This window comes from Streptomyces sp. NBC_00690, from assembly GCF_036226685.1.
GTDB lineage: Bacteria > Actinomycetota > Actinomycetes > Streptomycetales > Streptomycetaceae > Streptomyces.
In genome coordinates, this window is record NZ_CP109009.1 from 7,433,900 (window position 1) to 7,453,631 (window position 19,732).

General features: G+C 67.3%; 19 protein-coding genes. 10 read left to right on the forward strand and 9 right to left on the reverse strand.

Features of this window, described 5'->3' with window-relative positions:
* The first annotated feature begins 269 nt into the window (after positions 1-269).
* Positions 270-695, forward strand: coding sequence for a hypothetical protein (locus OID54_RS32320; RefSeq protein ID WP_329025361.1), 426 nt, complete (start codon positions 270-272; stop codon positions 693-695).
* Between the two features lie 190 nt (positions 696-885).
* On the opposite strand, the gene OID54_RS32325 is transcribed toward OID54_RS32320, so the two are convergent.
* From OID54_RS32325 to OID54_RS32335, 3 genes are all read right to left on the reverse strand, one after another.
* Entirely contained in the window at positions 886-1,101 is a 216-nt protein-coding gene (locus OID54_RS32325) for a hypothetical protein (RefSeq protein WP_329025363.1), read from the reverse strand.
* A 136-nt stretch (positions 1,102-1,237) separates the two neighbouring features.
* The gene (locus tag OID54_RS32330; protein WP_329025366.1) at positions 1,238-2,767 is read right to left on the reverse strand and encodes an amino acid permease; all 1,530 of its coding nucleotides are present in this window, start codon (positions 2,765-2,767) and stop codon (positions 1,238-1,240) included.
* Between the two features lie 52 nt (positions 2,768-2,819).
* The gene (locus OID54_RS32335) at positions 2,820-3,818 is read right to left on the reverse strand and encodes a hypothetical protein (RefSeq protein ID WP_329025367.1); all 999 of its coding nucleotides are present in this window, start codon (positions 3,816-3,818) and stop codon (positions 2,820-2,822) included.
* Positions 3,819-4,162: 344 nt separating this feature from the next.
* Here OID54_RS32335 and OID54_RS32340 point away from each other — a divergent pair, with 344 nt between their 5' ends.
* A complete protein-coding gene (locus tag OID54_RS32340; RefSeq protein ID WP_329025369.1) occupies positions 4,163-5,614 on the forward strand; it encodes an FGGY family carbohydrate kinase in 1,452 nt (483 codons plus the stop codon).
* 126 nt (positions 5,615-5,740) lie between these two features.
* Here OID54_RS32340 and OID54_RS32345 read toward each other — a convergent pair whose 3' ends face one another.
* From OID54_RS32345 to OID54_RS32355, 3 genes are read right to left on the reverse strand one after another with little or no spacing between them, the layout of a single operon-like run.
* Positions 5,741-7,318 (reverse strand): glycosyltransferase family 2 protein, encoded by a 1,578-nt coding sequence (locus tag OID54_RS32345; protein ID WP_329025370.1) that lies wholly within the window; start codon positions 7,316-7,318, stop codon positions 5,741-5,743.
* The gene (locus OID54_RS32350; RefSeq protein WP_329025371.1) at positions 7,315-7,488 is read right to left on the reverse strand and encodes a hypothetical protein; all 174 of its coding nucleotides are present in this window, start codon (positions 7,486-7,488) and stop codon (positions 7,315-7,317) included. Before OID54_RS32350 ends, OID54_RS32345 begins: the two co-directional genes overlap by 4 nt.
* A gap of 57 nt (positions 7,489-7,545) precedes the next feature.
* Positions 7,546-8,796 carry a nucleotide sugar dehydrogenase gene (locus OID54_RS32355; protein WP_329025373.1) on the reverse strand — a complete coding sequence of 417 codons (1,251 nt, stop codon included), beginning with the start codon at positions 8,794-8,796 and terminating at the stop codon, positions 7,546-7,548.
* A 780-nt stretch (positions 8,797-9,576) separates the two neighbouring features.
* Between OID54_RS32355 and OID54_RS32360 the strand changes: the two genes are divergently transcribed.
* Entirely contained in the window at positions 9,577-10,275 is a 699-nt protein-coding gene (locus OID54_RS32360) for an NAD(P)-dependent oxidoreductase (protein ID WP_329025375.1), read from the forward strand.
* Positions 10,276-10,350: 75 nt separating this feature from the next.
* On the opposite strand, the gene OID54_RS32365 is transcribed toward OID54_RS32360, so the two are convergent.
* On the reverse strand, positions 10,351-10,971 hold the full coding sequence (locus tag OID54_RS32365) for a TetR/AcrR family transcriptional regulator C-terminal domain-containing protein (RefSeq protein ID WP_329025377.1): 621 nt from the start codon (positions 10,969-10,971) through the stop codon (positions 10,351-10,353).
* A 251-nt stretch (positions 10,972-11,222) separates the two neighbouring features.
* Here OID54_RS32365 and OID54_RS32370 point away from each other — a divergent pair, with 251 nt between their 5' ends.
* Positions 11,223-11,579 carry a PadR family transcriptional regulator gene (locus OID54_RS32370; RefSeq protein ID WP_329025378.1) on the forward strand — a complete coding sequence of 119 codons (357 nt, stop codon included), beginning with the start codon at positions 11,223-11,225 and terminating at the stop codon, positions 11,577-11,579.
* The gene (locus tag OID54_RS32375; protein ID WP_329025380.1) at positions 11,576-12,190 is read left to right on the forward strand and encodes an HAAS signaling domain-containing protein; all 615 of its coding nucleotides are present in this window, start codon (positions 11,576-11,578) and stop codon (positions 12,188-12,190) included. Before OID54_RS32370 ends, OID54_RS32375 begins: the two co-directional genes overlap by 4 nt.
* Positions 12,191-12,315: 125 nt before the next feature.
* On the opposite strand, the gene OID54_RS32380 is transcribed toward OID54_RS32375, so the two are convergent.
* Positions 12,316-13,557, reverse strand: coding sequence for an MFS transporter (locus tag OID54_RS32380; protein ID WP_329025382.1), 1,242 nt, complete (start codon positions 13,555-13,557; stop codon positions 12,316-12,318).
* Between the two features lie 187 nt (positions 13,558-13,744).
* Here OID54_RS32380 and OID54_RS32385 point away from each other — a divergent pair, with 187 nt between their 5' ends.
* The gene (locus tag OID54_RS32385) at positions 13,745-14,656 is read left to right on the forward strand and encodes a LysR family transcriptional regulator (protein ID WP_329025384.1); all 912 of its coding nucleotides are present in this window, start codon (positions 13,745-13,747) and stop codon (positions 14,654-14,656) included.
* A 22-nt stretch (positions 14,657-14,678) separates the two neighbouring features.
* Here OID54_RS32385 and aztA read toward each other — a convergent pair whose 3' ends face one another.
* Positions 14,679-15,383, reverse strand: coding sequence for a zinc ABC transporter ATP-binding protein AztA (gene aztA / locus OID54_RS32390; RefSeq protein ID WP_329025386.1), 705 nt, complete (start codon positions 15,381-15,383; stop codon positions 14,679-14,681).
* 50 nt (positions 15,384-15,433) lie between these two features.
* On the opposite strand from aztA, the gene aztB reads away from it, so the two are divergent.
* The 4 genes from aztB to aztD are packed head-to-tail and all read left to right on the forward strand — an operon-like array spanning position 15,434 to position 19,699.
* On the forward strand, positions 15,434-16,321 hold the full coding sequence (gene aztB, locus OID54_RS32395) for a zinc ABC transporter permease AztB (RefSeq protein ID WP_329025388.1): 888 nt from the start codon (positions 15,434-15,436) through the stop codon (positions 16,319-16,321).
* The gene (locus tag OID54_RS32400) at positions 16,318-17,529 is read left to right on the forward strand and encodes a hypothetical protein (RefSeq protein WP_329025390.1); all 1,212 of its coding nucleotides are present in this window, start codon (positions 16,318-16,320) and stop codon (positions 17,527-17,529) included. The genes aztB and OID54_RS32400 overlap by 4 nt, the downstream gene beginning before the upstream one ends.
* Entirely contained in the window at positions 17,526-18,509 is a 984-nt protein-coding gene (gene aztC, locus OID54_RS32405; protein ID WP_329025392.1) for a zinc ABC transporter substrate-binding protein AztC, read from the forward strand. Before OID54_RS32400 ends, aztC begins: the two co-directional genes overlap by 4 nt.
* Complete coding sequence (aztD, locus tag OID54_RS32410; RefSeq protein ID WP_329025395.1) at positions 18,506-19,699, forward strand: zinc metallochaperone AztD; 1,194 nt, start codon at positions 18,506-18,508, stop codon at positions 19,697-19,699. Before aztC ends, aztD begins: the two co-directional genes overlap by 4 nt.
* The last annotated feature ends 33 nt before the right edge of the window (positions 19,700-19,732 follow it).

The following is a 19,732-nucleotide window of genomic DNA, read 5'->3' on the forward strand; positions in this document are numbered from 1 at the left end:
TGCACGGGGAGCCACCAGTGCTGGAGCAAGAGTAGATCCGGCCGAGCCCTGCGTTCCAGTCGTACGGAGATGACTCGATGCGGTGGGCTGGGACCGTTGCTCAGGGCATCGAACCCACACTTCACATCGACCCGCTGCACCCCGCGGGTCACAGCAAGCACATCGAACTCCCGACACTTGCCAACTTCCCCTGGCTTCACATGCACCCCCCGCGGCACACTCGACGGAGCGTCGAACACCGCGAAGCCGTCGATCAGGAGGGAGCCGGAGTGGAACCCTCCCAGTCGCAGATTGAGCCGGTGCGGAAGGTCGATGCGGCCCTGCGGTCGCTGGGGGCTGCGGGCGACGAATGGACCGAACGGACGGAGGAGGAAGCCTGGTTCGCCGACTGGGCAGGTGACCTGGACGGCATCGAGCTGTACATCGGCCTGATGGGTCATGGGCGCCACCCTGATGTGATCCGGGTGCTGCTCGACGACTGGGTGTTCGACCATGTCGTGGTGGAGCATCTGGAGGCATTCCTCACAGCAGTCTTCTCCGGTCGGGCCCGTCTGAGCAACGCGAGCTGGCTGTTCTTCTTCCACCATCAGGTACTGGAGATCCCGGCAGGTGGCACCTCGTACTCCGCGGGACGAGGGGTGCAGGACCAGGACCGCCTCTCCCGATGGGAGCGGAACATCTTCGTCGACGAATGAAGACGAACGAAGGTGAATGAAGACGAACGAAGGTGACTGAATGCAAGCGAAGCTGCGCCCCACGACGAGGTGACAGGGCCAGGGTCACGGTCTATGGCAGCCACCGGGGCACCGGGGGAGCAGAGCCCGAGCTGCGCTCCCACCGGCTCGCGAGAGCCATCGCCCGTCCGGCGCCTCGGCCACAACGGAGCTAGCCCGGACCCGGCTGGAGCTCTGCCACCAGCCGGAAGAACGCGGCCTCGTTTCCTGCCATGCCCAATGCGCCGAGGGCCTCGTCGACCTCCGAGATGGGCACGGTCAGTAGGGGCAGGACCGCAGGAGTGTGTGTCGGTCCGTCGAGCACGGCCCGCGCGGTCTGGAGCAGCCGTAGATACGCCTGCGCCGCAGCGAGCTCACGATGGGTCATGTCAGCCTCCCGGGGGACGAGATGTCGGACCGTCAGCATCTCGTGTCGCACTGACATCGCCGAGTCGGCACAGCAGCACGGGGCCCGGCCCTCCGTCCGAGTGGGCCGGACCCCGTGGGGCTTCACCTTGAAGGCGTCAGACGATCTGGTCTTCCAGTTCGGCCTGCTCGCGCGCCGACCCGTATGCCTTCGGCGTTCCATAGGATCCGCGGGCGACGAACCACCAGACGGTCGCCAGGGTCAACACCGTGACCAGTGCCACCGACGCGTAGTTCATGGTGTCCACCGTGACCGGACTCGACTGCGGGAGCAGGAAGAGGACGGTCACGAAGGCCACCCACACCACCGCGATCCAGCCGATGGGCTTGCTCCACTTGCCGAGGGTCCATGGCCCCGGTTCGAACCGGTCGCCCGCCCGCAGCTTGAGATAGACCGGGATCACATAGGCGGGAGTGATGCCGATGACGTTGATCGCGGTCACCGCGCCGTAGGCGGTCGAGGAGTAGAGCGAAGGCAGCGCCAGCACACAGGCGAATCCCACCGACAGCCACACCGCGGGCACGGGGGTCTGCGTCTTGCTGCTGACCTTGCGCCACAGCGCCGATCCGGGCAGTGCATTGTCCCGACTGAAGGCGAAGACCATGCGGCTCGCCGCGGCTACCTCGGCATTGCCGCAGAACAACTGGGCGACGATGATCACGAGCAGCAGTGCGGTGGCACCACCGGTGCCGAGTGCGTCCAACAGAATCTGGGCCGGGGGCACCCCGGATGAGCTGTTGAGAGCGCCGTCGTAGTCCTGGATGGCGAACGTGAGACCCGCGAGCAGGGCGAACCCCGCGATCCATGAGACCCAGATCGCGCGCACGATGCCCTGGGCGGCGGTCACGGAGGCGTTAGAGGTCTCCTCCGAGAGATGCGCCGACGCGTCGTATCCCGAGAAAGTGTATTGGGCGAGCAGTAGACCGATCGCCGCGACGTAGATGGGGTTCTCCCATCCGGTGTTGTTGACGAACTCGGTGAACACGAACTCGGGGGACTGGTGGTCCTTCGGCACGACGGCCAGCACGCCGACGATCAGGGCGACGCCCCCCAGATGCCACCAGACGCTGATCGAGTTGAGCACGCTGACCAGCCTCACACCGAAGAGGTTCAGCGTGGCGTGCAGCAGCAGGATGCAGATGAAGATGAGCATCGTGGTGCCCGGGGTGGGTTCGAACCCCCACTGGAGGTGTAGCAGCGCACCGGTGAACAGGGCGGCGCCGTAGTCGATGCCGGCGATGGCTCCGAGCAGTCCGAGGAGGTTCAACCAGCCCGTGTACCAACCCCACTTACGCCCGCCGAGCCGGTCGGCCATGTAGTACAACGCACCCGACGTGGGGTACGCGCTGGTCACCTCGGCCAGTGCCATGCCCACACAGAGGACGAACAGACCGACGATGGCCCAACCCCACATCATGACCGCCGGTCCACCGGTGTTCATGCCGAAGGCGTACAGCGTCATGCATCCGGAGAGGATGGAGATCACGGAGAAGCTGATGGCGAAGTTGCCGAAGCCTCCCATTCGGCGGGCGAGAACGGGCTGATAGCCCAGCTCTCTCAGCCGTTCCTCTTCGTCGATCGGGGCCGCAGAGGTCGAATTCGACCATCTTGGTCCGGGTATGGACATGGAAATACCTCCGGGGGAAGGGTGATGTCTTGGAAATGCGATGGATGAGTGGTCAGAGGCCCGCGTCGCGAGCGGCGCTCAGACACCGGGCACGGGCGCGGAGGTAGACGTCCTCCGCGAGGGCCGAGTCACCGGGACTTTGCGAGCGGTACAGCCAGGGGGGTGCTGTGTAGTAGGGACCCAGAGCCCTGAAGACCCGAGCGGCCTCGATGAACCGTCCCGCTCCCCACAGTGCGTGGGCGAGATGGTTGAGGTCGAGCAGCGAGGATTTGGTGGAGTCGACCTGATCGAACCACGACTCCAACGCCACAACAGCCTCACGTGTTGCATCGTCGGTCACCCAGTGCAGGTCGAGCGCCCGCTCGTGCCCGTTGTCCCTGCGGTAGCGCTCCACCCGTACGTAGAGCGGGAGCGCCAGGATCGCGGAGCCGACGGGGGCGGCAGAGGCGGCCCACAGCACGAAGTTCACCGCCTCCGAGAGATGTCCGTTCCCGGATTTGCGGCTGTACACGAACTGGAGCATGCGGTGGTACGCCTCGCGGTTGAACGGGTCCCGCTTGTGGGCCTCTGCCAGCAGCCCCCAGGGGCCGGGGAACAGCATGGGGCCCGGGGGGACCTGTCGGTGTTCCTCCAGCCGTTGTTTGTCGTCGAGTTGGGCGAGCGCGAGCAGGCAGACCCACGGCACCGGGTCGTTGGGTGCTTGGTGGGCGGCGATACGGCAAGCGTCCCAAGCCTCGTGCCACAGATCCTGGGTCCGCGCATGGCCCTCGCGATGAGCCCTGAGCGCGCGCTCGACCGACACCCGGCAGTGCATCACGATCGCCGACAGGGAGGCGGGCTCTTCGGTCCGCCAGGCGTGCACTGCATCGGAGCCCGCCGCAACTGCGGCCAGCACCTGGGTGCGCTGTGTCCACATGCCCCAATCGGCCGTGGAGTTCAGCAGGTTGCGCATCGACAACCAGCGGCCCGTCCTCAAATCCTGCATGGCGGAGCGCAGCTCGTTGTCATGGCCCGCCGGGTGGTATACCGGGCGAAACTGGTCCTGGGACATCAGTCCGCCGCCGCCCCCATCGGTCTGCGTCGGCTTGGATGTCGCACAAAGGTCGTCATGGGTCCTCATAGGGACGGGTGGGGGGTGGGAGCGGAGTGGGTGTGTCTCGATCCACTCCGCGTATGCGCGCCGATCTTACTCAACCCGACGACAACGACAAGAAGTTGATTGCTACGGATCGATGAAGCCGTGTGCGTTAGCGATCAACGTCCTCACCAGGGACGTACCTTGACGTATCGCGATGCCTGATCCACCCTGGCGTGTCGTCAACGATCATTGATCAAGGGGTTCTTGACGCATTCGTGATGATCGAGGGTCCCGTCAGCTGAAGAACCGGGTGGCCCATGTCCAGCGCCGTACTCGCCGTTGACCAAGGCACATCGGGAACCAAAGCCCTGGTCATCTGCCCCGAGCGTGGGGTGATCGGCACCGGGACCGTACCGGTGTACCCGCGGTACGGTCCCGGCGACCGTGCGGAAGTGGATCCGATGTCACTTCTCGACTCCGTCATTGCAGCAGGTCGGCAGGCCCTCGCAGAGGCCGGCGAGCCCGTGGCAGCCGTCGGTCTGGCCAATCAAGGGGAGACGGTGCTTGCCTGGGACCCCTCAAGCGGTGCGCCCCTGACCGAGGCCATCGTGTGGCAGGACCGTCGGGCCGAGTCCATCTGCACCGAGCTGGCCCCGTACGCCGACGAGCTCGCCCAGCTCACCGGTCTGCCCCTCGACCCCTACTTCGCGGCTGGGAAGATGGCCTGGATACGGCGGGAGCGGACCCGTGAGGGTGTGGTCACCACCAGCGACGCCTGGCTGGTCCACCGGCTGACCGGCGCCTTCGTCACCGACGCGGCCACCGCCGGCCGGACACAGTTGCTCGACCTTGATGACGTCACCTGGTCGGCGCGGGCACGGGAACTCTTCGGGCTCGGTTCGGAACGCATGCCGGACGTCGTCGACTCGGCAGGTCCGGTGGGCACCACGACCGCCTTCGGTGCGACCATTCCGCTGACCGGTCTGCTCGTCGACCAGCAGGCGGCCCTGTTGGCGCAGAGCGTCACGGAACCGGGGGCGGCCAAGTGCACCTACGGGACCGGGGCCTTCCTCCTCGCCCAGACCGGAAAGTCCCCCCTGCGCACCAGCAGCGGTCTCGTCAGCTGTGTCGCCTGGCGATTGGGCGGGCGCACCGACTACTGCCTCGACGGACAGGTGTACACGGTCGCCTCTGCCGTGCGATGGCTCACCGAACTCGGAGTGATCTCCGGGGCTGCCGACCTCGATCCGATCGGATCGGGCGTACCGGACACCGGGGGAGTGACGTTTGTGCCCGCACTGGCCGGCCTGGCCGCCCCGTGGTGGCGCGGTGACGTGCGCGGTTCGCTCAGTGGACTCGGTCTGGACACCTCGCCCGGCCATGTGGTGCGCGCCCTGTGCGAGGGCATCGCGGCCCAGATCACCGAGTTGGCCGCGGCTGCCGCCGGCGATCTGGACCAACCGCTCTCCGTGCTGCGCGTGGATGGCGGATTGACCCGGTCCGCACTGCTGATGCAGACCCAGGCCGACCTGCTCCAGATCCCGATCGAGGTCTCGGCGTTGCCCGATGCCACCGCGCTCGGTGTCGGGGCGGTCGCCCGCATGGGGATCGTCCCGGGTCTCACCATCGAACAGGCGGTGCCCCGATGGGAGCCCGCCGCCGTGTACGAGCCCGCCATCAGCGCGGACGAGGCGGCGCAGCGCCTCGAACGATTCCGTATGCACGTGGACCGGCTGCTCGACCGGTCGAGCAGCCGACCCAACCGGTAGCGCTCTGGACACGGGACCGCCCGCCGACCGGGCAGGTGGGGTGCGCCGTGGTGGGCCGCACCACCTGCCCGGCCGAACCCATGACGAACGGTCCGCACGCGTCGGCCTTGCCGGGGAGCCGGCCGCTCACCCCGCTCGGACCGGAAGGACACGCAGCTCAAGGGTCGTCTCCACGAGCGGCTCCGGATGTGTGGGGGACGGGTAGTGGTACGCGGGTGCCCATGGCTCGGTGTCGACCGGCCCTGCGTTGGGCCGTCCTGCACCGGACCGCCCGCCGTGGGACGGTCCGGCAGGGAACGGTTCCGCATCGGCTGGGGTGCCCGATGGTTGTGCAGCGGAGACCGACGCACCGTCCAAGGAGACCTCGGCACCCCCTTGTCGCGTTCCCCAGCCGGTGTTGGCGCAGGTGGCGGCCCCGTACCAGCGCATGAAGCGCAGTACGGTCCAGGCGAACACCACCGCCAGCGGCATCAGCATCCAGGTCACGACCCTCGAACGGATGCGTTCATCGGAGCGGATGATGCTCAGATAGCGCAGCCCCTGGGCCCAACCGATGAGGAAGGGGATCAGAAGGAACGAAGCGTCCGGTGCGTTGCCGTACTTCAGCGGTTCGACCAGCAGTAGCCAGACCAGAACCGATGTCGACAGGGCGACCTGGAACCAGCGGAGCAGATGGATCCAGTAGGCGACGCCGTCCAGTGGCAGATAGCGCATGCGCCACAGGGAACGGATGGTCGAGCCGCGCATCCAGCGCAGGTACATCCGGCACAGATGGCCGAACTTCTCGGGCATGGCGGAGAAGACGACTGCGGTGGGCTGCTGGACGGTCTTTCCGCGCAGAAGCGCGTACAGGGTCAGGAGACTGTCGTCCGACATGGTCACCGGCCGACCGCGGAAGGTCTCGCTCAGATAGGCGTCGAGGTTGTCACGGATGACCTCGGCCCGATAGGCGGCCAACGGGCCGGAGTTGACGAGCACGGCACCTACCGTGGATAGCGCCGAGCGGTCGACCAGCTGGCCGGTCAACAACCAGAGGTCGGTGATCCGGGCCAGCAGATTGGCCCGGTGGTTGGTGGCGAGGACGATTCCCGCCACGGACTGCACGGAACGCCGCCGGAACGGTATGAGTATCTCCGCGATGGCGTTGGGTGCGAGGCAACTGTCGCTGTCGAGCGTGACATAGACATCGGCCTCCGGGCTCGCCCGTACCCCGTGTCCCTGCGCATGGCGTTTGCCTCCGTTGTCCACGCGGCGCCAGGTGGTGTGCACACCCGCCCGTCCGGCCCCTGCCAGCCACCACTGCCTCACCTCGGGGTACTGGGTGCTGGTGGATCCATCGTCGACGATGTGCACGCTGTCGGGCAGCCTCGTCTGGTCCAGGAGGGACTGCAGTCCGAGACGTAGATAGCCGTCGTCCTCGTTGTACACAGGGACGAGGACGGCGACGTGGAGTTCCGCCAGCCGTCTGGCAGTGCGGGGAGTGGCGCGGTAGGGCCGGTCGAAGTGGTACATGATCGTCTGGGCCATCAGCAGGACGAAGGTGACCGCCCAGACGGCGCCGAGCCGACCGCGGGTCGCATCGCCGAAGTGGGTCGCGGCGATGGCGTGCTGCGCCGCCCAGGCAGCAGCCGCGGTCAAGGCGATGGCTCCGGCGAGCACCGTGCCGGAATGGTGCGGGTGGGCGGCCAGGGGTCTCGGGATCATCGTTCGCCGGCCGTGCGGTCGCGACGGAAGCCCAACCGGATCATGACCGCACCCGCACAGACAACGAGGGCGGCGATGCCCAGGAGCCACCATCCGGTGACCACCGTCCCGCCGACGATGATGGCGCCGGCAGCCGAGCCGGTACGGGCGAGCTGGGAGTTCTCGGACATGTGTTCCTCGCTCTGATCATGGGGTTCGGGCGGACGGCGCCATGTGTCGGACACGTCCTAGAGGTGTTCGATGTGATCGCCGACCGGAACCACCCGACGGGTGTCCAGGACGTACGGGGCCAGCCGGTGCACGGCATCGAAGTCGAACTCGGGGTGGTCGGTGAGCACGATGACCGCGTCCGCCGCCGCGAGGTCCTCGGGAGTCATCTCGGCCAGGTGGTCGGCGTCGGGCGTCGTGGGGAGATGGGGGTCGACCGTGGTGCAGTGCGCGCCCTTGGCGATGAGGAGGTCGACGACGCTCCGCGCGGGGGACTCCCGGGTGTCGGACGTTCCCGCCTTGTAGGTCAGGCCCAGCGCGAGGATGCGGGCGCCCTTGAGGCACTTGCCGCTCTGGTTCAGGGAGTTCTGGAGGCGCTCCACGACATAGGCCGGTTGGCGCTCGTTCACCTCCTGCGCCAGCTCGACGAAGCGGAAGGTCTCACCGAGTTGCTGCCGTACGTGGTGGGAGAGGTACACGGGATCTATCGGCAGGCAGTGCCCGCCCACCCCGGGGCCCGGTGTGAACCGCATGAATCCGAACGGCTTCGTCCCCGCGCAGTCGAGGGCGTCCCCGACGTCGATGCCCAGCAGATGGCCGAGCTTGGCGAGTTCATTGACCAGCGCGATGTTGACATGGCGAAAGGTGTTCTCGAAGACCTTGGCGAGTTCGGCCTCCTCCAACCCCCGCGCGGGCACGGTCTGCTCGACGATCGAGTCGTAGAAGGCACGGACCCGGTGGAGACAGTCGGCGGTGAGCCCCGCGACGACCTTGGGCGTGTTCTCGAAGCGCCAGACGGCATTGCCCGGATCGATGCGCTCCGGGCTGAACCCGACCGAGAAGTCTCGGCCGGCGATGAAGCCTGAACCCTCTTCGAGGAGAGGGATGAGGACATCGCGGGTGGTGCCCGGGTGGGTCGTCGACTCCAGCACCACGGTGCAACCCGGTTCGATGTATCCGGCCAGCGTACGGGCTGCGGCACGGACGCAGGTCAGGTCCGGTGCGCGATCGGTGAGCGGCGTTGGGACCGTGATGACCGCGACGTCGAAGCCCTTGAGGTCGGCCGCGTCGGACGTCGCTCGGTAGGTGCGGGCGTCGATCGCGTTCCGCAGCCGGTGGGACGGTACGTCCTCGACGTACGACTCGCCGGAGTCGAGCAGAGCGCACCGGGCGAGGTCCGGTTCGTAGCCGATGACGTGGTGTCCGACCTCAGCCGCACGCATGGCCAGGGGGAGTCCTACATAGCCTTGTCCCAGTACGGCGATGTTCATGGGGGTGGGGGTCTTTCTGCCGGCGGTGCGGAGGTGCGCGAGGCGTATCGGCCGGGGGAAGAGCCGAGGGGATGACCGGGCCCGTGGCGACGGTCCTTGAGGTGGCCCACGGGGTGGGATGTCTGCGTGGTGATGGCCGGCCTCTCGGTTGAGGGCATGGGTCCGTGTCATGACCGTTCGATCGATGGACACCATGAAGCCCGAGGTGTAGCTGAGATTTCAGCCGATTGAAGTGGCCGGTGTGGCGCTCTTTTGCCGTTCCGTGACGCACATTGGCCAGTTCTCATCTTGCGGTGATCCGTGCTCATCGAATCCATCGAACCCGCTGCGCAGGGCTGCTCATCGAATCGCCGTGGGTCGCCCGGCCGGATGGCGCCCGTACAACGCTGGTGGGTGCGTCGGTGTGCCGCTCAGCGCGATGCTCTTCTCTCGCTTGTCGCGGGAACATCACGCCTCTGTGCGGGAGTTGGGCCAGTCGATCACCCCTCCGGCGATGGTACATTGATCGAGCCATGGATCAATGTTCTAGTGGTCGACCGATGTTCGGTAGTGAATTCGGTGTTCGGCAGCGAATCGCCTTTCCGAGATGAAGGACGGGGTCGATGAAAACCTGTACAAGGAGCGGCGGAACACCTGGCGCGTGGACGGGACGGTCCGCACGGTCCGCTCCATCCCGCGCCCCGGCGATCGGAACCGCGCCGGTCGGCTCCCTATCCCTTTCGGCACCTGCGCGGGCTCACACCCATGTCGAGCCGGCAGCGCACCGCACAGGAGGAACACATGAAGCTGGTCATCTTCGGAGCGAACGGCCCTACGGGCCGGCTGACTGTCGAACAGGCGATGATGGAGGGCCACGAGGTCACCGCAGTGACTCGGCGGCCCGATGCCTTCCCGCTCGATGACACCCGATTAAGTGTGGTCAAGGCGGACATCCTCGACCCCGATGGGGTGCACCGTGTGGTCGCCGGCCACGACGGAGTCATCTCCACCGTCGGTGTTCCCTATACGAAGGAGCCGGTGACGGTCTATTCGGAAGGCACCGCCAATGTCATCAAGGCGATGGACGCGCATGGCATTCGTCGGCTGGTCTGCGTCAGCTCGATCGGAGCCAACTACGAGGACGCACCCGGTGAAGCGCTCGTCTTCCGCAAGGTCATCGTTCCGATCCTGCTCAGGATGGGCCGTCCCCTCTACGAGGACACGAGTCGGATGGAGGACATCGTCAGCGCCAGCGGCTTGGACTGGACGGTCGTCCGTCCTGCAGGTCTCTTCGACGCCACGACCGTGAGCGACTACACCGTCAGCAAGCTTCGCCACCCCGGTTGGTTCACCTCGCGCAGGGACCTGGCTGACGCGCTGGTGCGCGAGGCGGTCGACAACCTCAACCCGAACTCCCGAGTTGAGGTCATCACCACCGAGGGCGTTCCCAACTACTTCCAGGTCTTCGTCAAGGAGGCCCTGCACATCGGCAAGAAGTGAGCTGGCGGCGAGGTTACTGACGACCAGATGGGTGGACGGGTGTCGGTCACCGACCGCCGATGGGTGAGGCGAGAGTCAGTCGACTGCCGACAGTTGTGATTCCAGGCCGGCGAGGACGAGCTTCACGCCCAGGTGGAAATTCGCCTCCCAATCCTCGTCGAGCGGGTACTCATACGCCACGAGCGTGGGGTACTTGTCGACTTCCATCCGCAACTGCTCCTGTGCGGCTACCCGCTCGGCCTTCGACCACTGGAAGTTGGACTGGCTCGCCGCGGAGCCCAGCACATGGTTGTACAGCAGCCAGCAAACGGCTTGCGTCTGCTGTGCTCCGAAGCCGGCGCGTGACAGTGTGGCCTGGAGGAACTCCAGCCAGGTGAGGAAGTTCGGCCCGATCGAAGGTCGCTGACGCAGTGGTAGCGCGGCGGACCACGGGTGCCGCAGGAGCATGGACCGACACCCGGAGAGGAGGGCGACGACACTCTCCTGCCAGGTCCCATCGTGCCCGTCGGGGAGTGGCGCCTCCGCGAAGATGGCATCGGTCGCCAGGTCGACGACGTCGTCCTTGGTGTCGATGTGCCAGTACAGAGTCGTGGCGCCGATGCCCATGCGCTGCGCGAGATGACGCATGGTCAGCCGCTCGATGCCCTCTTCATCCAGCAGGGCGATGGCCGCCTCGGTGATGCGCTCCCTGGTCAACGGAGGCTCCTGGCGCGGTGCAGGTGGCCGGCGCAGCCAGACGCTCTGCCCGGAACCCGAGCCCGCAAGACCGCTTCCCCGCGACTTGCCCACGTCGACGACCACCAACCTTTCCCGCCCATTGTATGGGGCGGCTCATGGCACGCGGTCGCTGTGAACATCGGCCTTCCATCCAGCGACCGGACCCGGACAGCCTGCCCTTCGGTCCATCGCGCTGGCGGTACCAGCCGGCGGCAGGTACCTTGTCGTGCATGGTACTGCCGGGTGGAGCGCGTTCCAGGGTGAGTCAACTCCGTCGTGGAGTCCTACAGTTCTGTGTTCTGGCACTGCTTCGTGACGGCGAGCGGTATGCCTTCGAGCTGGTACGGGAGCTGTGCGATGCGCATGGGCTCGTGACCAGCGAAGGCACCATCTACCCACTGCTGTCGCGACTCCGGAAAGAGGGATGGGTCAACTCGGCCTGGCGGGAGTCCGACTCGGGTCCGCCCCGCCGCTACTACACCCTGACCGCAACCGGGCGACGGGCGCTGAGCGACTTCGCCGGTGAGTGGGGACCTTTCAGAACTGCCGTTGACAACCTCTTGGACCGTGAGGAGGGTCACCAGTGACCTTGAGGCGAGATCAACTCGTAGACGACTATTTGCACCGCTTCGACAACGCTTCCGTCTTTCTCGCCGGCGATCGGCGCGCAGAGCTGCGACAGGAGATCGTCGAGCACATAGACGTCGGTCTGGAGGAGGCGGACGCCCAACACATCGAAGCGGTTCGCGGGGTCCTGGAACGACTGGGACCACCCGCGGACATCGTGGCCGCCGAGCTGGGCGATCGAGGATCCACCGGCTCGACCCCCGTGGTCACACCGACGGAACCCACGGTCGACGTGGCGGCGAAAGAAGCGATCGAGCAGGCGGATCGGCCAGCACAGGACGACAAAGAGGAACCGCCCGCACCCATGCCGGCGTCAGTCCCGCGAGGTAGAGTCTTCCTCCTGACCGGGCTCACCATCGCCGTACTCATTGCGGGCTTTGTGGTCTTCGGCCTTGCCATGGCAGACAGCGGGCATCCCCAAGAATCACCCGCGTATCTGGAACCGGCCATCAGCTCATCCGAGGGTGCACTTCCGAGTGAGTGGCCATCGGAGGGGGGCATCGAGCCCACCTCGCCATCCTCGGACGGGTTCTCCGAGCCCTCGGGCGCTGCCAGTGCCCCGCCCTTCTGACCTGCGCAATGCCGGGCGGCCCGTACCAGCCCTTCGCGGGCACGGTACGGGCCGTCGGGGTTGCTGCCGTCCGAAGGTCGGGGCATCCAGCGCGGGTGCTCTCGCCGGATGGACCGGCTGACGGATCAGTGTCGGATGTCCTGCCGTGCGGAGGTGGCCAGGGCCACGGACAGGGCGGCACCGATCGCCAGCACGCTCGCCAGACCGATCACGGCACTGCCAAGGCCGATGTGCTGGGTGGCGATGGTGAACAGGATCGAGGGCACACCCATTCCGATGTAGCCGATGACGAAGTACACCGAGAGCACACCGGCACGGGACGCGGGCTCGGCGACCGTCGCACCGATCGTGACACCGCTCTTGAACAGCAGGCCCGCGCCGGCACCCGCGACGGAGACCGCGATGAGCAGGAGCCAGAGGGCAGGGTGGTAGAGCGACAGCGCGGTCAGGGTCAGACCGATGGGGAAGACCACCGCTCCGGTCCGCAAGGTACGGGGCAGGCCGAGCCGTCCGGCAGCGAGTTGGGCCAGCGCCGCGGACGCGAACATCAGGAACGGGGTGAGACCGGTGATCAGGTGGGAGTCGATGTGCAGCCGGTCATGGATCAGGGTCGCCCCGAGCGAAGAGACGAAGCCGAGCAGTGCGAAGGAGACGAAGCCCATCGCCGCGGCAGCAGCGAACACCCTCCGAGCGCCGGGCAGCAGGGCGAACCGGCTCGGGCGCTTCTCCTGGAGCTGCCGGTCGACGGTCTCGGGGCTGGACAGCACCAGCACCAGGGAGACTGCCATCGCAGCGGCGAACACGGCCTGTGTCGTCACCAAGGGCGACGGCGCCCACTGTGCCATGGACCCGGCGACCAGCGGGCCGAGGGCCAGTCCACCGAGGTTCGCCGCGGTGGCGACGGTCGCGGGTACGGCGGAGAAGCGGCGCTCGGGGTGCGCCTCGCGGTACAGGTCGTGCAGATACGTCGTGGCGGTCGAGGCCATCAGCCCCACCCCAACGCCGTTCAGCACCCGTCCGGTCAGCAGACCCGGCAGGGTCGGCCATGCGATCAGTACGACGGCCGCGACCAGGCCGACGACCAGGGCCGGCACGATGATCCGGCGACGCCCGAACCGGTCGGACAGATGCCCGAGCGTCAAGAAGCTCACCGCGGCACCGGCGACCATGCCGGTGAACGCGATGGTCATGGTGGTCGTACCGAAGCCGTCCCGTGCCGCGTACAGGGGCCACAGGGGTGTCGGCGCGGTGCCGAAGGCCATCAACACCGTGAACGCCACGGCCGCGAACCAGAAGCCGCGGTGGTGTGATGCGCGCGTCGCAAGGTCGGTGTCGGCCCTGGTGTGCTGGCCGGCGGCTGCCGTCATGAACCTCGCCGTCGACGGCGCCGGGCCGGTTCTCGACGGTGCCGGTGATGGTGACACGGACACACCCATCCACTCCTCGGTCGGTTGCGTACCGCCCATGGTCACGCCATCGATGGATCGAGTCCAACGATAGTTTCGGATACATTCGATACGATTCGGTGATAGATCGCGAGAGAGGTGCGTCGCCATGGAACTGCGGCACCTGGAGTACTTCGCCGCCGTTGCGCAAGAGCTGAGCTTCACCCGTGCGTCGCGGAGGCTGCACGTCGCCCAGTCCGGCGTGTCCACCGCGATCCGCTCGCTGGAGCGGGAGCTGGGCGCCGCCCTGTTCGAGCGGACCTCGCAGAAGGTGACACTGACCACCGCGGGTCTCGCACTGCTCCCGGAAGCGCGCGCCACCCTGGACGCCGCGCAGGCGGCCCGCGATGCGGTCCGTGACTCCTACGGCAGCCTGAGCGGCACCGTCACCGTGGGCGTCATCATCGGGATCGGCCGGGTCGGCATCGATCTGCCGCGGCTGCTGGGACGGCTCAACGCGCACCATCCGCAGGTCACGGTGAGGCTACGGCTGGATCCGACAGGCTCCGCCGGTCTGACCCGGTCACTGCTCGCGGGCGAGCTGGACGCCGCTTTCCTGTCCTTCCCCGGTGGTGTGCCGGCCGGGGTGGCGGCCCGCGAGGTGCTGGCAGACCCCTTGCGCCTGCTCGTACCGATGGGGCATCCGCTGGCCGGGCGCGACGAAGTGTCACTGGGGGAGCTGGCGGAGCAGCCCTTCATCGACTTCCCGCCCGGCTACGGCAACCGCGAGCTCGCCGACCAAGCCTTCCTCGCCTCGGCGGTACAGCGACGCGTCACCCTGGAGGTGCCGGACTTCACCACCGCTGCGGCGTTCGTGCGCGAGGGGCTGGGCGTTGCGTTCGTGCCCCGGTTCGCCATCCCGGACGATCCCGGTCTGCGGACGCTGACGGTCACGGATGCCCCGCTCCGGTGGAGCCTCTCCGTCGCCACCTCGGCGACCCGACGGCCCACCGCAGCCGTCCGCGCCCTACTCGATCTGATCGACGCCCAGGTGGCGGACACCGACCCATCAACCGCGTAAGCAACGCTGTGAATCGATACGCCTAGCGTCCCCGTACCGTCTCCCACCTGGACTCTGCCAGTACGTGACGGGGCGAGCCCGATGCCAGGACGCGGCCACCGTCCAGCAGCAGACAGTGCCCTGATTGACGGGCCGCCGTGATGTCGTGCGTGGCCTGGACGACCGTGACCCCCTCGGCGGTCACTTCATCGAGGACGCGCGCAATCATCTCGCGTGCGGAGCCGTCGAGGGCGCTGGCCGGTTCGTCCAGGAGCAGGAGGTCAGCGCCCTGCGCCAGGCCCTGTGCCACCAGGACGCGTTGGCGTTGGCCGCCGGACAGCTCGCCCAACTGTCGTTGTGCCAGATCGGCGACATCGAGCCGCTCCATGCTCGACTCCACCGCCTCGCGGTCCTCGGCCGACGGACGTCGGATTGGTCCGAGTCGGCCCCAACGGCCCATCGCCACCGCTTCTCGCACGGTGAGCGGCAGTGTGTCGGCCACTGCGCTGCGCTGTACGACGAATGCCGGTCGACCGGCGGTGCGGTGGACCACGGTCCCGGATGTCGTCGGAATCACGCCGGCCAGGATTCCCAGCAGGGTCGACTTGCCTGAGCCGTTCGGCCCCAGCACTGCCGTCACCATCAACGGCGGTATGTCGACATCGAGTTGGGACAAGGCGATGGTGCGGGCGTACCCCGCCGACACACCTCTGAGTGAGACCTGCGGTGCCGGGCGTGGATCCACCATGACGAACCTCCTTTGTAATGATAATCATTTTCATTGTAGGGTCCCGCTCCATGGAATGGTTGGTCGGCCCCTTCGAGGTGGTCTTTGTGCAGCGGGCTCTATGGGGCGGCGTGCTCGTGTCGTTGATCTGCGCCCTCGCCGGTACCTGGCTGGTTCTGCGGGGGATGGCATTCCTCGGGGACGCGATGTCACACGGAATGCTGCCCGGCATCGCACTCGCCTCCCTGGTGGGGGGCAATCTGCTGATCGGGGCGGCGTTGAGTGCGGTCGTCATGGCCGCGGGTGTCACGGCGGTCGGTAGATCACCCCGACTGTCCCAGGACACCAGCATCGGGCTGCTGTTCGTCGGAATGCTCTCGCTGGGAGTGATCATCGTCTCCCGCTCGCAGTCCTTCGCGGTCGATCTGACCGGGTTCCTGTTCGGCGATGTGCTCGCCGTGCGCCAGGACGAAATCGTTCTGCTCGGTGCCGCTCTCGCGTTCGCCCTGGTGGTCTCCGTACTGGGCTACCGGCCCTTCGTGGCCCTGACGTTCGACGAACGGAAGGCGCGAACGCTGGGCCTGCGGCCGAAGACGGCACACGCAGCTCTGTTGGGCCTGCTCACACTCGCGATCGTCGCTTCGTTCCACATCGTCGGAACGCTGCTCGTCTTCGGCCTGCTCATCGCGCCGCCGGCGACGATGCTGCCCTGGGCCCGCCGGATCCCCATGATCATGGTCGGTGCGGCGCTGTTCGGCTCCGCCGCGGTCTTCCTGGGGCTGTTGGTCTCCTGGCACGCGGGTACCGCGGCCGGAGCGACCATCTCTGCCGTCGCGGTGCTCCAGTTCCTCCTTTCCCACCTCGCCGCGGGATGCGTCAACGGCGCCCGGCGGCTGCCCCGACCCGTATCCACCCTGATGGCGCGGCCCGGGCCGCGCACGGACGAGGTGCCCTCATGACCGCCTTCAGAAGGACCTCCGTCGCAGTGCTCCTCGCGTCCTGTGTGCTCGCCCAGGGATGCTCGGCCGGAGGGAAACCACCACCGGTCGGCGGTACGAAGGACCCGGTACCGCACGGCCATGTCGAAGGCGCGCAGGAGGCCAGCGAGCAGCAGTCCCGGTTGGTCATGGCCGACGCCGCCAAGGGCACGGTGCGCGTCCTGGACCTGATCACCGAGGCCGTCACACCCGTTCGACGGGCAGGTCAGGTACAAGGCATCACCACCGACGGCCGCTTCGCATATCTGACGACCGGCACCACGACCGAGATCGTCGACGGCGGCGCCTGGATGGTGGATCACGGTGACCACGTCCACTACTACCGTGCCCCCATCCGCCCGGTCGGTGAGATCCGTGCACCTGGCCCGGTCCGCGTCCACGCCGATCCCGGCATCACCGCCTTGTCCTTCGGCGACGGCACCGTGCGTCTGCTCGACCGCAAGGCGTTGGAGGCAGGCCGTCCCGGCGCGGGTCGTCCGCTGCCCGAAGCCACCGCCGCTCCCGTGGTCCCCTATCGGGAACACCTCGTCGTGCCCGGCGTCGGAGTCGACCGCGACCGCGTAGAGATCCACAACCGCAACGGCGACCGGGTCTCATCGCTAGGCGCGACCTGCCCGGAACCGCTCGGTACGGCGCTGACCCGCCGCGGGGTGGTCGTGGGCTGCGCCGGCGGTGCCCTGTTGGTCGCTGGCAGCAACGGTGCGTTCCAGGCCCAGAAGATCCCCTACGGCACCGCTGTGGCACCTGCTGAGCGGGCCGTCGAGTTTCGGCACCGGCCCGGGAGTACGACCCTGACGGCCAGAGCCGGCCCGGCCGCGGCCTGGGTCCTCGATGTGACCGAGCGGACCTGGAAGCGGATCACCACCGGTCCGATCGTCGCCGTCAACACGGCCGGAGAAGGGACTCCGCTGCTCACCCTCGGCACCGATGGACACCTGAGCGCCTTCGACCCCACCACCGGCGAGCGGACGGCCCGTACCCCATTGCTGTCTCCGATGTCTGCGGGCAGGACACCGGCGCCGGTCATCGAGGTGGACACCCAACGCGCCTATGTCAACGACCCGGTCGGACGGAAGGTCCACGAGATCGACTTCAACGACCGGCTGCGCAAGGCCCGCACCTTCTCCCTCGATTTCACCCCGACCCACATGGTGGAGACCGGACGATGACAGACCGCACCGAAGTCCTACGGCTCCCCACCGCGTTCGCCCTGACCTGCGCGGTGGTCCTCGGCCTCACGGCGTGCACCACCACCGGAGGAGAGCGTCCCAGTGTGGTGGTCACCACCAACATCCTCGGTGACATCACCCGGGAGATCGTCGGGGACCAGGCCGAGGTCACGGTCTTGATGAAGCCCGGTTCCGACCCCCACTCCTTCGGCATCTCCGCTCCGCAGGCCGCGACGATCGAACAGGCCGATCTGATCGTCCACAACGGTCTCGGACTGGAGGAGAACGTCCTGCGCCATGTTCAGGCAGGGCAGGAGGCGGGCGTCGCAACGCTCGCCGTCGGCGACAACGTCTCCCCCCTGAAGTACACCTCGGACGACATGGCCGGCCGACCCGACCCACACTTCTGGACCGACCCCGCACGTGTGCGCACCGCGGCCCGTCTCATCGCCGACCGGCTGATCGAGCACGTCGACGGTGTGGACGCGGCCACCGTCCGTGCCAACGCCGCCCGCTACGACACCCGACTCGCCGACCTCTCGACCTGGATGAGCAGCCGCTTCGCCGCGATACCGGCGAACAAGCGCAACCTGGTGACCAACCACCATGTCTTCGGCTACCTCGCGCAGCGCTTCGGCTTCCGAGTCGTCGGAGCCGTCATCCCCAGTGGAACCACCCTCGCGTCACCCAGCGCTTCAGACCTCAAGTCCCTCGCCACGGCGATCGAGACGGCAGGGGTGACGGCCATCTTCGCCGACTCCTCCCAGCCCGACCGGCTCGCCCAGGCCCTCAGACGCGAGAGCAAGGTCGAGGTGCGCGTCCTCCCACTGTTCTCCGAATCCCTGACGGAACGGGGGAAGGGCGCTGCCACCTACCTGGAAATGATGCGCGCCAACACCGCGGCCATAGCCGACGGCCTCGGCGCGCCCACCGGCACCACTGCCCGCCCGAAGGCGGGCACCGAAAGGAACACCTCATGATCAACAGAACCCGTCCACGCTCCGCCGCGGGCATTACCCTCCTGATCGCCACCTCCCTCGCCCTGACCGCCTGCGGCACCGACACCACTGGCTCTTCGGCGCCGAAACAAGCCGGGAGCAAGCCCGGTTCATCGCCGCAGCCCGTGACCAATCCGCTCGTCACCACCTACGAGGGCGGTCTCCACATCCTCGACGGCCGGAGCCTGAAGGTGGTGAAGGACATACCGCTGGCAGGCTTCAACCGCGTCAACCCCGTGGGCGACGACCGGCACATCATGGTTTCCACCTCGGAGGGCTTCCGGGTCATGGACGCCGTCAATCAGCAGCTGACCGACATCGAGTTCAAGGGCCCCAAGCCCGGCCATGTCGTACGCCACGCGGGCAGGACCGTCCTGTTCACCGATGGGACGGGAGAGGTCACCGTCTTCGACCCCGCCGACCTCGCACAAGGGAAGCCCTCCACGACCACGTACACCTCCGCAGCCCCTCATCACGGTGTCGCCGTCGAACTGAAGAACGGACAGTTGGTCACCACACTGGGCACCGAGGAGAAGCGCACCGGAATCGTCGTCCTCGACAAAGACCGCAAGGAGATCACCCGCAACGAGGAGTGCGCCGGCGTCCATGGAGAAGCCACCGCGAAGGACGAAGCGGTCGTCGTCGGCTGTGAGGACGGGGTCCTCATCTACCGGAACGGTGTCATCACCAAGGTGAAGAGCCCCACGACCTACGGAAGGATCGGCAACCAATCGGGGTCCGACCAGTCGCCGATCGTCCTCGGTGACTTCAAGAAGGACAAGGACGCCGAACTCGAACGCCCCCAGCAGGTGTCGCTGATCAACACCACGACCGGAAAGATGAACCTGGTCGACCTCGGCACCAGCTACACCTTCCGTTCGCTGGCCCGCGGCCCACACGGCGAAGGGCTTGTCCTCGGCACTGACGGCAAGATCCATGTGATCGACCCGGAGGCCGGCGAGGTCACCAGGACGATCCCGGTCATCGGTGCCTGGCAGGAGCCCCTGGAGTGGCAACAGCCGCGCCCCGCCCTCTTCGTCCGCGAACACACCGCGTACGTGACCGATCCCGCGACCAAGAAGATCCACGCCGTCGACATCGAAACGGGGAAGGAACTCGCCTCGGTCACCCTGCCCAAGGCGCCCAACGAGATCAGCGGCGTCAAGCACTGAGCCAGGCGGCGGGCTCCGGACGACCACGGCGCT

What these genes read in the sequence shown, in the direction of transcription:
- OID54_RS32370 (WP_329025378.1), top strand. Translation starts at nt 11,223, where the DNA reads ATGGTACTGCCGGGTGGAGCGCGTTCCAGGGTGAGTCAACTCCGTCGT.
- OID54_RS32325 (WP_329025363.1), bottom strand. Translation starts at nt 1,101, where the DNA reads ATGACCCATCGTGAGCTCGCTGCGGCGCAGGCGTATCTACGGCTGCTC.
- OID54_RS32385 (WP_329025384.1), top strand. Translation starts at nt 13,745, where the DNA reads ATGGAACTGCGGCACCTGGAGTACTTCGCCGCCGTTGCGCAAGAGCTG.
- OID54_RS32355 (WP_329025373.1), bottom strand. Translation starts at nt 8,796, where the DNA reads ATGAACATCGCCGTACTGGGACAAGGCTATGTAGGACTCCCCCTGGCC.
- OID54_RS32340 (WP_329025369.1), top strand. Translation starts at nt 4,163, where the DNA reads ATGTCCAGCGCCGTACTCGCCGTTGACCAAGGCACATCGGGAACCAAA.
- OID54_RS32335 (WP_329025367.1), bottom strand. Translation starts at nt 3,818, where the DNA reads ATGTCCCAGGACCAGTTTCGCCCGGTATACCACCCGGCGGGCCATGAC.
- OID54_RS32360 (WP_329025375.1), top strand. Translation starts at nt 9,577, where the DNA reads ATGAAGCTGGTCATCTTCGGAGCGAACGGCCCTACGGGCCGGCTGACT.
- aztD (WP_329025395.1), top strand. Translation starts at nt 18,506, where the DNA reads ATGATCAACAGAACCCGTCCACGCTCCGCCGCGGGCATTACCCTCCTG.
- aztB (WP_329025388.1), top strand. Translation starts at nt 15,434, where the DNA reads ATGGAATGGTTGGTCGGCCCCTTCGAGGTGGTCTTTGTGCAGCGGGCT.
- aztC (WP_329025392.1), top strand. Translation starts at nt 17,526, where the DNA reads ATGACAGACCGCACCGAAGTCCTACGGCTCCCCACCGCGTTCGCCCTG.
- OID54_RS32345 (WP_329025370.1), bottom strand. Translation starts at nt 7,318, where the DNA reads ATGATCCCGAGACCCCTGGCCGCCCACCCGCACCATTCCGGCACGGTG.
- OID54_RS32350 (WP_329025371.1), bottom strand. Translation starts at nt 7,488, where the DNA reads ATGTCCGAGAACTCCCAGCTCGCCCGTACCGGCTCGGCTGCCGGCGCC.
- OID54_RS32380 (WP_329025382.1), bottom strand. Translation starts at nt 13,557, where the DNA reads ATGACGGCAGCCGCCGGCCAGCACACCAGGGCCGACACCGACCTTGCG.
- OID54_RS32400 (WP_329025390.1), top strand. Translation starts at nt 16,318, where the DNA reads ATGACCGCCTTCAGAAGGACCTCCGTCGCAGTGCTCCTCGCGTCCTGT.
- OID54_RS32330 (WP_329025366.1), bottom strand. Translation starts at nt 2,767, where the DNA reads ATGTCCATACCCGGACCAAGATGGTCGAATTCGACCTCTGCGGCCCCG.
- aztA (WP_329025386.1), bottom strand. Translation starts at nt 15,383, where the DNA reads ATGGTGGATCCACGCCCGGCACCGCAGGTCTCACTCAGAGGTGTGTCG.